14 protein-coding genes are annotated in these 15,216 nt (G+C 74.5%); 8 read left to right on the top strand and 6 right to left on the bottom strand.

Annotated features, from left to right (window positions below):
* Nucleotides 1–82 precede the first annotated feature (82 nt).
* Nucleotides 83–1,600 carry an MFS transporter gene (locus ABZ883_RS36390; RefSeq protein WP_360914080.1) on the bottom strand — a complete coding sequence of 506 codons (1,518 nt, stop codon included), beginning with the start codon at nt 1,598–1,600 and terminating at the stop codon, nt 83–85.
* 201 nt (nt 1,601–1,801) lie between these two features.
* On the opposite strand from ABZ883_RS36390, the gene ABZ883_RS36385 reads away from it, so the two are divergent.
* Together ABZ883_RS36385 and ABZ883_RS36380 are read left to right on the top strand one after the other, a co-directional pair.
* Complete coding sequence (locus ABZ883_RS36385; RefSeq protein WP_360914077.1) at nt 1,802–2,071, top strand: DUF2630 family protein; 270 nt, start codon at nt 1,802–1,804, stop codon at nt 2,069–2,071.
* A complete protein-coding gene (locus ABZ883_RS36380; RefSeq protein ID WP_360914074.1) occupies nt 2,068–2,376 on the top strand; it encodes a GNAT family N-acetyltransferase in 309 nt (102 codons plus the stop codon). The genes ABZ883_RS36385 and ABZ883_RS36380 overlap by 4 nt, the downstream gene beginning before the upstream one ends.
* A 67-nt stretch (nt 2,377–2,443) precedes the next feature.
* Here the strand turns inward: ABZ883_RS36380 and ABZ883_RS36375 are convergent, their stop codons facing one another.
* Both ABZ883_RS36375 and ABZ883_RS36370 read right to left on the bottom strand, forming a co-directional pair.
* Nucleotides 2,444–3,040 carry a TetR/AcrR family transcriptional regulator gene (locus ABZ883_RS36375; RefSeq protein WP_360914071.1) on the bottom strand — a complete coding sequence of 199 codons (597 nt, stop codon included), beginning with the start codon at nt 3,038–3,040 and terminating at the stop codon, nt 2,444–2,446.
* Between the two features lie 136 nt (nt 3,041–3,176).
* Nucleotides 3,177–3,614: an OsmC family peroxiredoxin gene (locus ABZ883_RS36370; protein ID WP_360914068.1), complete on the bottom strand. Its 438-nt coding sequence runs from the start codon at nt 3,612–3,614 to the stop codon at nt 3,177–3,179.
* A gap of 283 nt (nt 3,615–3,897) precedes the next feature.
* On the opposite strand from ABZ883_RS36370, the gene ABZ883_RS36365 reads away from it, so the two are divergent.
* Nucleotides 3,898–6,405, top strand: coding sequence for a SpoIIE family protein phosphatase (locus tag ABZ883_RS36365; protein WP_360914065.1), 2,508 nt, complete (start codon nt 3,898–3,900; stop codon nt 6,403–6,405).
* Between the two features lie 18 nt (nt 6,406–6,423).
* Here the strand turns inward: ABZ883_RS36365 and ABZ883_RS36360 are convergent, their stop codons facing one another.
* Nucleotides 6,424–6,783, bottom strand: coding sequence for a hypothetical protein (locus tag ABZ883_RS36360; RefSeq protein ID WP_360914062.1), 360 nt, complete (start codon nt 6,781–6,783; stop codon nt 6,424–6,426).
* A 1-nt stretch (nt 6,784) separates the two neighbouring features.
* Nucleotides 6,785–7,249 carry a helix-turn-helix domain-containing protein gene (locus ABZ883_RS36355; protein WP_360914059.1) on the bottom strand — a complete coding sequence of 155 codons (465 nt, stop codon included), beginning with the start codon at nt 7,247–7,249 and terminating at the stop codon, nt 6,785–6,787.
* Between the two features lie 259 nt (nt 7,250–7,508).
* Between ABZ883_RS36355 and ABZ883_RS36350 the strand changes: the two genes are divergently transcribed.
* From ABZ883_RS36350 to ABZ883_RS36335, 4 genes are all read left to right on the top strand, one after another.
* Nucleotides 7,509–8,972, top strand: coding sequence for an NAD(P)/FAD-dependent oxidoreductase (locus tag ABZ883_RS36350; protein WP_360914056.1), 1,464 nt, complete (start codon nt 7,509–7,511; stop codon nt 8,970–8,972).
* A 111-nt stretch (nt 8,973–9,083) separates the two neighbouring features.
* Nucleotides 9,084–10,037, top strand: coding sequence for a hypothetical protein (locus tag ABZ883_RS36345; RefSeq protein ID WP_360914053.1), 954 nt, complete (start codon nt 9,084–9,086; stop codon nt 10,035–10,037).
* A 53-nt stretch (nt 10,038–10,090) separates the two neighbouring features.
* The gene (locus ABZ883_RS36340) at nt 10,091–10,354 is read left to right on the top strand and encodes a CopG family transcriptional regulator (protein ID WP_360914050.1); all 264 of its coding nucleotides are present in this window, start codon (nt 10,091–10,093) and stop codon (nt 10,352–10,354) included.
* A complete protein-coding gene (locus ABZ883_RS36335; RefSeq protein ID WP_360914047.1) occupies nt 10,351–10,764 on the top strand; it encodes a PIN domain-containing protein in 414 nt (137 codons plus the stop codon). Before ABZ883_RS36340 ends, ABZ883_RS36335 begins: the two co-directional genes overlap by 4 nt.
* A 10-nt stretch (nt 10,765–10,774) precedes the next feature.
* Here ABZ883_RS36335 and ABZ883_RS36330 read toward each other — a convergent pair whose 3' ends face one another.
* Nucleotides 10,775–12,412 carry an IucA/IucC family protein gene (locus tag ABZ883_RS36330; protein WP_360914044.1) on the bottom strand — a complete coding sequence of 546 codons (1,638 nt, stop codon included), beginning with the start codon at nt 12,410–12,412 and terminating at the stop codon, nt 10,775–10,777.
* Between the two features lie 36 nt (nt 12,413–12,448).
* Between ABZ883_RS36330 and ABZ883_RS36325 the strand changes: the two genes are divergently transcribed.
* On the top strand, nt 12,449–14,074 hold the full coding sequence (locus ABZ883_RS36325) for an IucA/IucC family protein (protein ID WP_360914041.1): 1,626 nt from the start codon (nt 12,449–12,451) through the stop codon (nt 14,072–14,074).
* The last annotated feature ends 1,142 nt before the right edge of the window (nt 14,075–15,216 follow it).

Here is a 15,216-nt window from a genome sequence, read left to right as displayed (position 1 = left end):
CCGTACCCCGTCCCCACGGGTGGGCGCGCACGGGACCGTCCCACCGCTCCAGGAGAGGTCCCGCGGCCGGGGAGCGCCGACGTCACATGTGCACGACGGGCGCCGCGCCGGGGTCCTGCTGCGGCGCCCCGCGCCGGTAGAGCACGAAGCTGATCACCAGGCCGGCCGCGAAGAAGGCCGCCGCCCACCAGTAGGCGGTCGAGTAGCTCTCCAGCGCGGCGTTCGCCTTCACCAGCGGGTCGGCCGGGTTCTTGCCGGCGATGTAGTCCGTGGCGGCGCTCGTGGCGAGGGTGTTGAGCAGGGCCGTGCCGATCGAGCCGCCGATCTGCTGCATCGCGTTGACGGCGGCGGACGCGACACCCGCGTCCTCGGGGCCGACACCGGTGGTGGCCAGGTTCATGGCGGGCGGGAAGATCAGGCCCATGCCGAGGCCGATCACCAGCAGCGGCGGCAGGACGTCGGTGAGGTACCCGCTGTCCAGGCCGAGGCCGGTCAGCCAGACCAGGCCCGCGGCGGAGAGGCCGAAGCCCACGGGGACCACCGGCTTGGGCCCGATGCGGGGCACCAGCACGACGGTGGCGACCTGGGCGCCCACCATCAGCGCGGCGACGAGCGGCAGGAAGGCCAGACCCGTCCTGACCGCCGAGAAGCCGAGGGTCAGGCGCAGGTAGTAGGTCAGGAACAGGAAGACCGCGAACATGCCCGCGCTGGAGACCAGCGAGGCGGCGAAGGAGGCGCCGCGGTTGCGGTCGAGCAGCACGCGCAGCGGCAGCAGCGGGTGCGCGGCCCGGGTCTGCCACCAGGTGAAGGCGGTCAGCAGCACGGCGCCGGCGACCAGGTAGCCCCAGGTCTGCGGGGAGCCCCAGTCGTGGCTCTCGGCGTTGGAGAAGCCGTAGACCACGGCGAACAGACCGGTGGTGACCAGCAGCGTGCCGGGCAGGTCGATGGTGGCGCCGGGACGGCGTTGGGCGCGCTCCAGCATGGTCATGCCGCCGAGGAAGGCGACGACGGCGAAGGCCAGGTTGACGTACAGGGTCCAGCGCCAGTTCAGGTACTCGGTCAGCACGCCGCCGAGCAGCAGGCCGACGGCCGCGCCGGACCCGGCGATGGCGCCGTAGATGCCGAACGCCCGCGCCCGTTCCTTGGATTCGGTGAAGGTCGTCGTCAGCAGCGACAGCGCGGCGGGCGCCAGCAGGGCGCCGAATCCGCCCTGGAGGGCGCGCGCGGTGACGAGCATCTCGAAGCTGCCGGCCGCGCCGCCGAGCGCGGAGGCCGCGGCGAAGCCGGCGACGCCGATGAGGAACGCGGTCTTGCGGCCGAAGAGGTCGGCGATCCGGCCGCCGAGCAGCAGCAGGCTGCCGAAGGCCAGCGCGTACGCGGTGACGATCCACTGCCGGTTGCCGTCGGTGAAGCCGAGGTCGGCCTGGGCGGAGGGCAGGGCGATGTTCACGATGGTCGCGTCCAGCACGACCATCAGCTGGGCGACACCGATGACGGCCAGGACCCACCAGCGCCTGGCGTGGCCGTCGTGATCGCCCTGCGTCCCCCCGGCGGGGGGTGCGGCGACGCCGGCGCGGGGCTCGGCGGTGCTCTGGGACATGGGGACGTGCTCCCGTCGTTCGGAAGAGGCGTGGGACAGGCGTGGGACAGGCATGGCCACGGGTGACCGGGTACGAGCGATACGAAACCGTTTCGTACGCCTGAAGCCTAGGTCCCGATCCATCGAAACGCAAGAGTTTCGATCGCCTGGCCGCGACACGCTGCCTAGAGTGGGTGCCGAGCGAACGAGGAGGTGCGTACCGTGGCCGACCAGCACACGGGAAATCGCCCGGAACAGGCGATACTGCAACGGATCAGCGCGATGGTCTCCGACGAGCGGACGCTGCGCGAACTGCTCGCCGCCGGGCAGATCGACGGCGCGACCGAGCGCGACCGGCTCGACGCACTGGAACGCGAACTCGACCAGTGCTGGGACCTGTTGCGCCAGCGCCGGGCCAAGACCGAGATCGGGGAGGACCCGGGCCAGGCCCGCGTGCGGCCCTCCGGCACAGTGGAGGGCTACCAGTCGTGAGCGCCGTACCGACGATCACCGACTCCCCGGGGACCCGCCGCTACGAGGCGCACGTGGACGGCAGGCTGGCCGGCTTCTCGGCGTACATCCGCACGCCCGAGATGATCGCCTTCCTGCACACCGAGGTGGACCCGGAGTTCGAGGGCCGCGGCGTGGGCTCCGCGCTCGCCCGCCAGGCGCTGGACGAGGCCCGGGAGCGCGGGCAGAGCGTGCTGGCGGCCTGCCCCTTCATCGCGGGCTGGATCACGCACCACCCCGAGTACCAGGACCTGGAGTACAAGCCGCGGAGCATGGTCAGCGACTGAGCCGGGCCGGGGACGGGCGACGCGACGGGGGACGGGCGCCGGGCGACGGGCGGTGCGGCCCGTCGCGTCAGCGCCGGAAGCCCAGGGCCGGCAGCACCACCGCGTCGATGTAGCGGTGCATGAAGCCGGCGTCGACCTCCACGTCCTCCAGCATGCGACGGGTGATCACCGCCCCCAGAATCATGTGCGGCATGAAGGCGGCCGCCGGGCTGTCCCCGGGGATCTCCCCGCGGTCGGCGGCCCGGGTCAGCAACTGCCGCATCCCGTCGAGCGCGGGGTCGATGAGGTGCTCGCGCATCGCCTCGGCGAGGTCGGGACTGGTGGCGGAGGCGTGCGCCAGGCCCCGCATCAGCGAGGTGTCCACCTCGGAGCCGTCGCCGAACCCGTCGGCCATCGCGTGCAGGTCGCCGTCGAGCGAACCGGTGTCGACGGGGGCGTGCGCCGGCTTGGTGCAGCGCAGCGCGGTGACCACCAGCTCCGGCTTGCTCTTCCACTGCCGGTAGAGGGTGGCCTTGCTGGACCGGGTGCGGGCGGCCACCGCGTCCATCGTCAGCGCCTCGTAACCGACCTCGCCGAGCAGCTCGATCACCGCCTCGTAGAGCTCCTGCTCACGCTCGGGTGTCAGGCGGGTACGCCGCGCCGGGGCGCTCGCGTCCGTGGTCATCTCGGCTCTCCGTCTCTCGTCCCCTGCGAAACGGTTTCGTATCCAACGACAATATGGCACCGCCCACCGAAACCGAAACGTTTCGATGGGCGGTGAAAAACGTCCGGGCCGCGCCGGGGAGCGCGGCGGGACCGGCTCAGGCCAGGGACGCGGTGAGGGTGATCACGGTGCCCGCGAGGGCCTGGCTCACCGGGCAGTTGGCCTTGGCGTCCTCGGCGGCCTTGATGAACTCCGCCTCGTCCAGACCCGGCACCTCGCCGACCACGGTCAGGTGGATACCCGTGATGCCGGTGCCCGGCTTGAAGGTGACGTCGGCCTGCGTGCGCAGCTGCGCCGGCGGGGTCTTGGCCCGGGACAGGCCGGCGGACAGGGCCATGGAGAAGCAGCTGGAGTGCGCGGCGGCGATGAGCTCCTCCGGGCTCGTCTTCCCGCCCGGCTCCTGGGAGCGGGCCACCCACGTGACCGGGAACTCGCCGACCCCGGAGGAGTCGAGGGTGACGACTCCGCTGCCCTCGATGAGGGAGCCGTCCCACACGGTGTGGGCGACGCGCGTCGTCTCGCTGGGCGTGGTCATGGTGGATCCTTCCGAATATGTGGCTCGGTTCGCCTCCGGGGCGCTCCCCGGCGTGCACGGCGGTCCGGCACCCGGGCGGCGGCCTGCGGCGCGTCCAAGTCTCCACCACCGGCCGCCGCTTCGCGACGTCGATCGGCGGGCGTTCCGGTGACATGTTGCCCCTGTCAAACGGCTCGTCACCCACAAGAGTGGCTCTACGCAGGGATTTCACGGTCCCGCCCCCGGCCGGTCGCCGCCGGTCCTACGTTCGGCAAGAGGACGCGGACGTCAAGGAGTGAGCCAGGTGGAGGAATCCGTACGGGTGCCGATCCTCGCGTCGTGGGAACGCTGCCAGGCCGCCGGCCTCGATCCCGAACGCCTCGACGTCCCGTACACCCGGGACATCGACCTCGCCGGCCCGCTCGCCCGGGCCGCCCGGCCGGTCCTCGACCGGCTCGCCGACGCCCTCGCCGGGTCCGGCACGGCCGTCCTGCTCACCGACGGCAGCGGGCTCGTCCTGGACCGCAGGGCCGCCCGGCCCCCGCTGCTTCCCGCCCTCGACGACGTCGGCCTCGCCCCCGGCTTCGGCTACCACGAACGCGACGCCGGCACCAACGGCATCGGCACCGCCCTCACCGCCCGGCGCCCCGTCCGGGTCAGCGGCGAGGAGCACTACTGCGCCGCCCTGCGCCGCTTCACCTGCTTCGGCGTACCCCTGCGGCACCCCGTCACCGGACGCATCGAAGGGGTGCTGGACCTCACCAGCCTCCAGGACGAGGCCCACCCCCTCATGCCGCAACTCGCCCGCGGCTCCGCCCTCGCCATCGAGCACCGGCTGCTGGAGGACTCCGGGCGCCGCGAACGCGCCATGCTGCACTCGTACTTGGCCGCACAGCACCGCATGCCGGGCCCCGCCGCGCTGCGGCTCGACGGCGACGGCCGCATCCAGCCCGTGGGTCCCCCCGCCGGACTCACCGCGGGCGACGAGGCGTCCCTCGCCGAGACCGCCACCCGCCTCATCGCCGCCGGACGGCGCGACGCCGCCGAACTGCCGCTCTCCCGCGGACGCACGGCCGTGCTTCTGTGCCGGCCACTCACCGAGGGCGCGGTGGGCGCGGAGGGCGCTGAGGGCGCGGTGGTCGAGGTGAGCATCTCCGGCGACACCGGGCCGCGGGCCGGGCGCCGGCCGCTGCTCGTCGGCGACGCGGGGGTCGGCCGGCTCGCCGTCGCCGCCCGGCTGCGGCTGGAACTGCTCAGCGACGCCGCCCTGCGCATCGGCACCACGCTCGACGTCGTCCGCACCGCCGCGGAACTCTGCGAGGCCGCCGTCCCGCGCTTCGCCGACCGGGCCACCGTGGACCTCCTCGCCCCCGTCGTCCTGGGCGGCACCCCGCAGCCCGACGACACCGCCGCACCGGACCTGTGCCGGGTGGCCGACACCGGGACGGGCGCGGCGCAAGCCCCCGCGGACCCCGTCCCGGCCGCGCCGGACGGCCCCCAGGCGCGCGCCCTCGCGGGCGACGGCCCGGTGCGGGCGGGCAACGGGCTCATCGCCGTACCGCTGCGCGCAAGGGACACCCCGCTCGGCGTCGCCACCTTCCACCGGACCGCCGACAGCCCGCCCTTCGCCGAGGACGACCTCACCCTCGCCCGCGAACTGGCCGCCCGCGCGGCCGTCTGCGTCGACAACGCCCGGCTGTTCACCCGCGAGCACCACCTCGCGCTGGAACTCCAGCGCAGCCTCCTCCCGCACGGCCTGCCCGCGCAGCACGCCGTCGACGTCGCCCACCGCTACCTGCCCGCCCCGGGACGCGTCGGCGGCGACTGGTTCGACGTCATCCCGCTCTCCGGCGCGCGGGTCGCCCTCGTCGTCGGCGACGTCGTCGGCCACGGCATCCACGCGGCCGCCGCGATGGGCCGGCTGCGCACCGCGGTCCACAACTTCTCCGCCCTCGACCTGCCCCCCGACGAACTGCTCGGCCGCCTGGACGACCTGGCCGTACGGCTCGACGAGGAGGGCGGCGCGCACACCGGACTGGCCGGCGCCACCTGCCTGTACGTGGTGTACGACCCCGTCGCCCGGCGCTGCCAGCTCGCCCGCGCCGGCCACCTGCCGCCCGCACTGCTCGGACCCGACGGCGACGTGCGCTTCCCGGAACTGCCCGCCGGACCGCCCCTCGGACTGGGCCAGATCCCCTTCGAGACCACGGAGTTCGACCTCCCCGAGGGCACCGCCCTGGTCCTCTACACCGACGGCCTCATCGAGGGCCGGCACGCCGACCCCGAGGCCGGCATGCGCCGACTCGGCCGGGCGCTGGCCGCCGCGCCCCGGGACGGGACTCCGGAGGAGCTGTGCGCGGCCGTGGAGTCCGCGCTGCGCCCGGCACCCACGGCCGACGACATCGTGCTGCTGGTCGCCCGCACCCGCGCCCTCCACGGCGGGCAGGTCGCCTGCTGGGACGTCCCCGACGACCCGGCCGCCGTCTCGGCGCTGCGCTGCGCCATCACCCGCCGGCTGCGCGCATGGGACCTGGACGAACTCACCTTCACCACCGAGCTGATCGCCAGTGAGCTGATCACCAACGCCCTCCGGCACGCCCAGGGCCCCGTCCAGGCCCGTCTGGTGCGCGACCGGGCCCTGGTCTTCGAGGTCGCCGACGCCAGCGGCACCTCCCCCCGACTGCGCCGCGCGGCCACCACCGACGAGGGCGGCCGCGGCATCTTCATGGTCGCCCAGCTCTGCCGCCGCTGGGGCACCCGCTACACCGAGCAGGGCAAGGTCATCTGGACCGAACAGCAACTCCCGGCGTGACCGCCGCGTCCGTCCCTTTCAGTTCACGCCTCCCGGACCGAGGCGCAGAGCGGCGACGGACTCGGTGAGCCCTGATCTCTCCAGCTGACCCAGCACGTCCTCAAAGGTCTGCGGCGGGCGGCGCCGAGAGGTGGCGATCTCCTGAACGCAGGCATGGACGACGCGATCGTCCAGTCCCATGAGATCCATGAGGGCTCTCCGGCGCTGCAGCTTCTCTGGAGCGATGTCATAGTCCCGGGCGATGTTCCGGTCCACCTCATCGAGGATCATGTCGGTCCAGCGGACACGGACCAACCCGCTCCGGCCGACACGGATCAACAGATCACGCAGCGTGTTCGGATACAGGACGCATGCGTCGTAGACCACCGCGAATGCCACGTCAGAGCAGTCCCAATTCCTGATCCAGCTGCATCAGTTCGTCAGCCGCATCCTTGCGCTTCACATCGTCCTCGCGCAGGTACTGGCGCAGGTCGGAAAAGCGGATACGGCGATGCCGCCCCACCAAGGTGTAGGGGATCTCGCCGGACTCCAGGAGGCCGATCAGGTAGGGGCGGGACACGCTCAGCATGTCGGCGGCCTGCTGCGTCGTCAGTACCGCGTCGACCGGAAGGATCTGGACGCCCTGCCCCTGCGCAAGGGCCGCCAGTATCGACGCGAACATCTCCGCCACCGGCCGCGGCAGAACAAGCGCCTCGTCGGCTGCGCCCGTCTCCAGGTGAGCCCGGATGCCGCCGTCACCCCGGGCCGCGTGCGAGAGGTAGTCGTTGATCCGCCTCAGTGCCCGTTGCGCGTCTTTCGCGTCGACCGCACCCGGTTCGATCTTCCTGCCTACGACCGTGCCCATTGTTCCCTCCCTTGCCGTAATCGAATTATTCGCAACAAACGAAACAAACGCAACCCGAAGCGAGGGACGAGCCTCGTCCGAACCGAACTCACCCGGTCGGCCGACCTCTCGGGTATGCCGCCGGCCACCACCTGCGCGCCGGCTCCGGCTCAGCCGGTCGCACCGCCGCACCGGCCTTCGCCGGGGCGGCGGCGGGTGATGGCGTACGAGGGTGGCCGTTCCGGCTGTGCGACGGCGCGGTGTTGCCTACGGTGGGACCATGACCACCGCGGCGCGGACCAGCGCAGACAGCAGCACGGACACCTACGACGTCATCGTCATCGGAGCGGGACCGACCGGCGAGAACGTCGCCGACCGCACCCAGGCGGCCGGGCTGAGCACCGTGATCGTCGAGGCCGAACTGGTGGGCGGTGAGTGCTCCTACTGGGCGTGCATCCCCAGCAAGGCCCTGCTCCGTCCGCAGGCCGCCCTGGGCGCCGCCCGCGCGGTCCCCGGCGCGCGCGAGGCCGCCGGCGGGAAGCTGGACGCGGCCACCGTGCTGGCCCGGCGCGACTGGGCCACCGGGGGCTGGAAGGACGACGGGCAGGTCGGCTGGCTGGACTCGGTCGGCGTCGACCTGGTGCGCGGCGTCGGCCGGCTCGACGGGCCGCGGCGCGTCGTCGTCCGGACCCCTGAGGGCGGCGAGCGGGTGCTGACCGCCCGCCACGCGGTCGCGGTGTGCACCGGCACGCGCGCGCTCCTGCCCGACCTGCCCGGGGTCGCCGAGGTGCGCCCCTGGACCAGCCGTGAGGCGACCAGCGCGCACGAGGTGCCCGGGAGCCTGCTGGTGGTCGGCGGCGGCGTCGTGGCGGTGGAGATGGCGACCGCCTGGCAGTCGCTCGGCACCCAGGTGACCGTGCTCGTGCGCGGCTCCGGCGTGCTGCCGCGCTGGGAGCCCTTCGCCGGGGAGCTCGTCGCGGAGGGGCTGCGGGGCGCCGGCGTCGACCTGCGGACCGGGGTGTCCGTCACCGCCGTGCGCCGCGAGGGCGACTCCGGCCCGGTGACCGCGACGCTGTCCGACGGCTCGGAACTCACCGCCGACGAGATCCTGTTCGCCACCGGCCGCGTGCCGCACAACGAGGACCTCGGCCTGGACACCGTGGGCCTGGCCGGCGGCGCCTGGCTGGAGGTGGACGACAGCTGCCAGGTCCGCAACGTCGACGGCGGCTGGCTGTACTGCGCGGGCGACACCAACCACCGCGCCCTCCTCACCCACCAGGGCAAGTACCAGGCGCGCATCGCCGGCGCCGCCATCGCCGCCCGGGCCAAGGGCGAGCCGCTCGACACCGCCCCCTGGGGCGCGCACGCGGCCACCGCCGACCACGAGGCGGTCCCCCAGGTGGTCTTCAGCGAGCCCGAGGCCGCCGCGGTCGGCGTCACCGCCGAGGAGGCGGAGCGCGCGGGCCGCCGCATCAAGGTCGTCGACTACGAGATCGGCAATGTCTCCGGCGCCTACCTGCACGCCGAGAACTACCGCGGCCACGCCCGCGCCGTCGTGGACCTCGACCGGAACCACCTCATCGGCGTCACCTTCGTCGGGCCGGGGGTGGCTGAGCTGCTGCACTCGGCCACCATCGCCGTCGCCGCCCAGGTGCCCATGGAGCGGCTGTGGCACGCCGTTCCGTCGTTCCCGACGATCAGCGAGGTCTGGCTGCGGCTGCTGGAGGCGTACCGGGACCAGTAGACCCCCCGTCCTCCGCGCCTCCGCGCGGAGGACGCTTCACCATCGGGAAGGCGCGAGCGGCCGATAGGATCGCGCTCTGCCCGTCGAGTCCAGGTCCAGGGAGCTGCAGAGGTGGGGATTTTCCGGCGCGGGCCGAAGCGCGACCAGCGGGACGCGCCTCGCGACCCCGAGTACGCCTTCTTCTCCGTGGACGAGGGCGCGCGCTTTCGCGCCCATGTGCGTGAGGCCTTCGCCGAACTCGGCCTGGAGGTCACCGTCTTCGCGGACCTCGTGACCGACAGCTCCGGCCGCAAGTTCGGCACGGGCAACCTGGCGGCGCTGTGCCACAACGACCGGCGCGGTCCGCGGGTGTGGCCGCAGCTGGCCCGGGAGCACGTCGGCGCCGTGCTGCGGACCCTCGACGGCCCGTCCCCGCTGGAGACGATGCCGCCCGAGGAGATCCGCGAGCGGCTCTACCCGCGGCTGGTCACCCCCGACATGATCGACCCCGAGACCTTCCGGTACGCCCGGATCGCCGCCCCCGGGCTGCTGGAAGTGCTCGCGCTGGACCTGCCCGAGAGCGTCATGACGCTCGCCGACCACGCGCTCGCCCCGCTGGGCGACATCCGGGAGCTGCGCGGCCGGGCTCTGCTCAACCTCCGCGACCTGCCCGTGGAGCGGCACGAGGTCGTCCGCCACGCCGATGTCCGCTTCGACGTCGTCGTCGGCGACTCCTTCTTCACCGCCGCGCGGGTCCTGGCCCTCGACGAGCTGGTCGAACGCGTCACGGGAGCGCCGCTCACCGACGACGGGGCGCTCGTCGCCATGCCGTTCCGCCACCAGCTGGCCTTCCACGCCATCCGCGACAGCGCGGTCATCCCGGCCCTCAACGGCATGGCGGGCTTCGCGGCCGCCGGCCACGAGGAGGCGGTCGGGCCGATCAGCCCGTACGTCTACTGGTGGCGGGACGGGGTCCTCACCCAGCTCAGCGAGAAGGACGGCGACGGACTCCTCATCACCGTCGGCGAGGAGTTCCAGAACGTCCTGGAACGCCTGGTCCCCGACCAGGCCGGCGAGGAACGCTGAGCCCCCGGTGGAGGCACGCCCTCTCCGATGCCACCAGGGGTAGGATGGGTGGCATGAGCGAGCCCACCGGCAAATACTCGATCACGATGCCCCGCGACATAGCCGAAGCGGCGAAAGCGCGCAGCGGACCGTCCGGCCTGTCCGCCTACGTGGCGGCGGCCGTCGCCCGCCAGATCGAACGGGACAACCTCAACGAACTCGTCCAGGTCGCCGAAGCGGAGCACGGCCCCGTCACGGACGAGGAGATCCAGTCACTTCGTGACCAACTCCAGCAGGCGCGGAACGAGCAGTCGCAAGCCGGGGCGAGCGCCGCGTGAGCCCCTCCGCCGCCTCCCCTGGTGGCACCCTCGTCCTCGACAGCGAAGGACTGGCCAAGGCGGTGCTGCGGGACCGGACGATGTCAGGATGGCTCGCCCTGGCCCGTGCCGACGACCTGCGCGTGATCACCTCGGCGGCCACACTCGTGGAAGTGATGCACCCCGGGATCAACCGTCCGGCTCTGGAGTGGACGCTCTCCCGCCTGGTCGTGGAGCCGGTCACCGAGACGATCGCCCGTCGTGCCGCCGCGCTTCTCGCCGATGCCGGTCTGCACGGCCACCGGTACGCCATCGACGCCATGCTCGGCGCCACGGCACTCGCCGCACCCGGACCCGTCACGATCCTCACCTCCGACCCCGAGGACCTCGCCGCACTGTGCGGCGGGCGGGTCACCGTCCTGAAGGTGTGACCCGCGTCCGTCACCGCAGCCGCAGGGCGGGCACGGCCGCGTTGCGGGGCAGCAGGGGGTTGGTCAGGGGCACGTAGCGCGAGGCGGCGCCGTCCGCGGCCGTCCAGCGCAGCAGGAGGTTGGTCTTCGCCGGGATGTGCGGTGCGGCCAGCAGCTCCCGCACGGGTGCCGGGTCGCCGTGGGCGCGGGCCCAGTCGGCGAGCAGGGCGTGGGCGCGGGCCCACAGCACGGGGGTGAGGTCCGGGCGGCCGTCGGCGACGGCTCCGGCGATCTCCAGCAGGTTGTTGGTGACGAGGCAGTAGACCAGTCGCTGCCAGCCGTGGACCGGGCTCACGCCGGGTGCCGGCTCGCCGTCCCGCGCGTGGCGGCGCAGCAGCTCGCGGTGCCGCTCCTCGTCGAGCTTGACGCCCTCGTGGTCGCGGAAGACCGCTTGCGCGGGCAGGCCGTCGCCGTCCACGGCGATCACGACGTTCTGCAGGTGGGCCTCCAGCACCACGCCGTGCCCGAACCAGGCCGCGAGCACGGGGGGCACGACGCTCTCCAGATACGCCTGCCACCAGGCGAGGGCCGTGTGCTCGTCGCGCCGCGCCGCCTCCAGGGGGTCGCCCTCGAAGCCGCCCTCGGCGACGGCCGCCGCCAGCAGCGGGGTGAGGCCGGGCCGGACGTGGCCGCCGAGGCCGTCGCGGACCAGGACCGCCAGCGCCTCGTACGCGTCCCGGCTGCCGAGGTCGGCGGTGCGGTGGCCGCGGTCGGAGAGGATCTCCGCGCCGGTGACGGTCCGCAGGACCTCGTCCACCGGGCCGAGCCAGTGCAGGTCGTGCCGCCACAGCCGGCGGATGTCGTTGGTGATCCGCACGTCCAGGCTGAACTTGAGGAACAGGTCGGCGTCCGGCAGGTACACCGTGCGCAGCGACGCCGTGGGCACGGCGGCCACGGACGTGCGGCCGAGCCGCAGGATGCGGCCGTCGTGCAGGGCGGGCAGGTCGCCGAGGAGTTCCAGCTGCCACGGGTGGGCGGGCAGCAGCCGGTAGCCGTCCGGCACGTCGTCGTGCAGGCGGTCGACGGCCGAGGTGTCGCCCTCCCCCGCCAGCAGGTCGGCGCGCACGGCGAGCAGCGTCAGCGGGAACGCGGTGTGCGCCTCGGGCGCGTACGGCAGCCAGCTCGCCGGGGCGCCGCCGCCGCGGGCCTTGGGCGCGGGGTGGTACCGGTGCCCGGCAACGAGGGACTGCTCGGACCGCAGGTAGGGATCGGCCGGCGGCGGCGCGTCCTCCCGGGCGGCCAGCAGGGCCGCCAGCACGTCGCGGCTGTCGCGGATCTCGGCAGGCAGCGTGGCGTTGGCCGTGCCGGTGCGGGCGGTCAGCTCGCCGGCGGTGAGGTCGACGAGCCCGTCGAACGTCAGGGGGTGCCAGTCGCCGTCCGGGGCGAGCAGCTCGGGGCGGGACGGGTGGCGGCCGGGGCGCACGCGCAGGAGCCGGCCCGTCGCGGGCAGCCGGAGGACGCCGGGGACGGGGGGCCCGCCGGGCTCGGCACCTTCGGCGGGCTCGGCGGGCTCGGCGACTTCGCGGACCAGGCAGTTCAGCAAGGCCGTCGCGGCCAGCTCGTCGGCCCGGTCGCGGGTCCGCGCCGGTGCTCCCGCTGCTCGTTCCACGGTGCGGCGTCCTCCTGCGTAGGCTAAGAACCCATCATGCACCCCGATTCGACGACCGCGACGCGGCGCCCCACGGAGGCGGCGTTCGCCACCGGGCTGACCGCCCTGCGTCCCGGCCTGGCCGATGCCTGGGCCGCCGCGCTGCCCGGCGCCCGCGCCGCCGTCCTCGGCCGCCTCTGGCGCGGCCTGCTCCTGGAACCGCTGCCCGGCCTGACCGTCCACGGGCCGGGGCAGGTGCGCCTGGACGACGGGCGGTCGCTGACCGGGCCGCCGCGACTTCCGCACGATCTCGGCGCCGCGCACGAGGAGTTGGTCCTGCGGCTGGACGGCCGCCCGTACGACCACCCGGCCGCGCTCTTGGAGGCCCTGGGCCTGCCCGGCTCCGGGCCGCTGCTGGACGAACTGGAGCACAGCGTCGCCTCGTTGGCCCTGTCGCGGGCGGGCGCGCCCGCGCCCGACGGCCCCGCCGACGCCCTGAGCGGCTTCGAGCAGGGCGTGGTCGACGGGCACCCCTACCACCCCTGCTGCCGCAGCCGCCCCGGCTTCTCACCGGCCGAGCAACTGGCCTACGGCCCCGAGCACCGGCCGGTCGTGGGCCTTGACCTCGTCGCCGTACCCGCCGCCGAGGCCGTGGTGTCGGGCGACTGGCCGGACCGGCTGCGGGACGGCGACCGGCTGCTGCTGCCCGTCCACCCGTGGCAGACCCGGCACGTCCTGGCGGGCCTCGGCGTACGCCCCCACGCCACCGCGGCGATCGCCGCGCGGCCGCTGATGTCGGTGCGGACCTTCGCACCGCTCGACGGCGGGCCGCACCTCAAGACGGCCCTCAGCATGCGGATGACCTCCGCGGTGCGCGACATCTCGGCCCAGTCCGTCGCGGACGGCGCCCGGCTGTCGGAACTGCTGGACGGGCTGACCCGGCGGCTGGAGGGCGGCAGCCTGCGCGTCACGCGCAACCTGGCGGCGGCCTCCGCGGTTCTGCGCGGCACGCCCAGTCCCGATCTGGCCGCGCTGGTGCGGGAGTCCCCGGAGGACTTCGCGGACCCCGCGGAAGGGGAGACCGTGGTGCCGGTGGCGGCACTCATCGGGCGCCCCGCGGACGGCGGACCGGCGCTCGTGCGCTCCCTGCTGTCGGAGGACGGCGAGGCGTGGCTCACCGCGTTCGCACGGCTCGCGCTGCCGGCCGTGCTCCGGCTGCTGTCCTGGGGTGTCGCGCTGGAGGCCCACGGCCAGAACCTGCTGGTCGTCCTCGACCGGCGGGCCCGGCCGCGGCGGCTGGTCTACCGCGACCTCGCCGACGTACGGATCAGCCCGGCCCGGCTGGCCCGCAACGGCTTCGCGACGCCCTCGCTGGGCCGCGGGCTGAGCAACGACCCGGCTGTGCTGCACGCCAAGGCGTACGGCTCCCTGGTGGCCACCACCTTCGGCAGTCTGGTCTCCGCGCTCGGCGAGGCGCACCGCCCCACCGAGGCCCGCCTGTGGGCCGCCGTCGCGGCGGAGGCCGCCCGCGCCTGCGACGACCTCCCGGACACCCCGGACACCCGCACCGACCGCGCGGCCCTGTTCGCCCCCGAACTCCCCGTCAAGGCCCTGACGTTGATGCGCCTGCAAACCTCCACCCCGGGCGACCGGTGGGCCCGCCTCCCCAACCCCCTGCGCTGACCCGTACCGTTCGGGCTCCCGCCGCGGGCGCACGCCGTGCCCTCACGGGGGCAGTGCGCCAGGCCCGGATCGGCCGCTCCCAGGGTGGCAGTCCTTGCCCGGACCCGCGGCGGACGACCGCCACGCCCCCACCCGCGTACCCGCTCCGCCGCGGCCAGTGGGCGCGTGCCGTACCGCGAGGTCCCGCGCCGACGCGGACCGCCAGGGGACCCGGGCAGCCGCGTCACGGCACCGCTGCCTTGCTGCGGTCCGGCCCGTCCGGCAACCGCCCGGTACGGGCGCACGCCGTGCCACCACGCGGGCAGTGCGCCAGGCCCGGATCGGCCGGTCCCCGGGCGGCAGTCCCTGCCGGACCCGCGGCGGACGACCGCCACGCCCCACCGCGCACCCGCTCCGCCGAGGCCAGTGGGGCGCGTGCCGGGCCGCGAGGTCCGGCGCCGACGCGGACCGCCGCGTCACGGCACCGCTGCCTTGCTGCGGTCCGGCCCGTCCGGCAACCGCCCGGTACGGGCGCACGCCGTGCCCCCACGGGGGCAGCGCGCCAGGCCCGGATCGGCCGGTGGCAGTCCTTGCACGGACCCGCGGCGGACGACCGCCACGCCCCGCCCGCACACCCGCTCCGCCGAGGCCCACGCGGCCGCACCGCGCGCCCCGCGGCCAGTGGGCACGTGCCGTACCGCGAGGTCCCGCCCCGACGCGGACCGCCAGGGGACAATCCCGACCGCCCGAGCCGCCGACAGCCCTCAGCATCACGAACGACCACAACACGGCACACCGCAACGTCTCACGCCGACGCGGGACCGCCAGGGGACCCGGGCCGCTGCCGGCCCTCGGCATGCCCAACGACCCCAGCACCACACGCCGTTCGACTGCCGCCCGCAACAGGCACTCACGAGGACCGCCGGGCCACCCCTCAACGACCCCCGCCCGCCGCGCCCACAGCCCTCGGCGCGACCAACGACCCCAGCGGTACATGCCGTTCGGCCGCCGCGAACCGCAGGCACATCACATCCGCGACGTCCCGCGGCGACGTGGACCGCCGGGGCAATCCCGACTGCCCGAGCCGCCCCCAGCCCTCGGCGTCACGAACGACCGCAACACCGCACACCGCAGGCACATCCGCGACATCCCGCACCGACGCG

Origin of the sequence: Streptomyces sp. NPDC046977 (assembly GCF_040644455.1) — a bacterium.
In the GTDB taxonomy this organism is placed as follows: Bacteria; Actinomycetota; Actinomycetes; order Streptomycetales; family Streptomycetaceae; genus Actinacidiphila.
This window is presented reverse-complemented; position numbering and strand designations above follow the sequence as displayed.